Source organism: Pseudomonas sp. 2822-15 (assembly GCF_002742515.1).
GTDB lineage: Bacteria > Pseudomonadota > Gammaproteobacteria > Pseudomonadales > Pseudomonadaceae > Aquipseudomonas > Aquipseudomonas salomonii.
Genome location: NZ_LJRY01000265.1, coordinates 1 through 232 on the forward strand (window position 1 = coordinate 1; position 232 = coordinate 232).

Below are 232 nucleotides of genomic sequence, written 5' to 3' on the forward strand. Positions count from 1 at the left end.
CACTCCAAACGGTAAGGTAGGATCTCGCTCCGGATCTTGGTTTTCCGAAGCGTAGGATTTGTCCTTCTTTCAGAAAAATGTTTCGCCACATGCCTACCTCTTCCCCATCCACTGTAGGGGTGAGGTCAGCTCCTGTTATCGCAATAACAGTGGGTTTAAGTACTTTTAGGGTTGGACCAACCATCGTGATTTCTAGCCCTGCTGCTCCACGTGGGTTGCCAAGTAGAATATT

The 232-nt window shown here is 48.3% G+C and carries 1 pseudogene; it reads right to left on the reverse strand.

Features of this window, described 5'->3' with window-relative positions:
• Nucleotides 1-229 (reverse strand): annotated as a pseudogene (locus AOA59_RS33640) (allophanate hydrolase); the annotation flags it as partial.
• Between the last annotated feature and the right edge of the window lie 3 nt (nucleotides 230-232).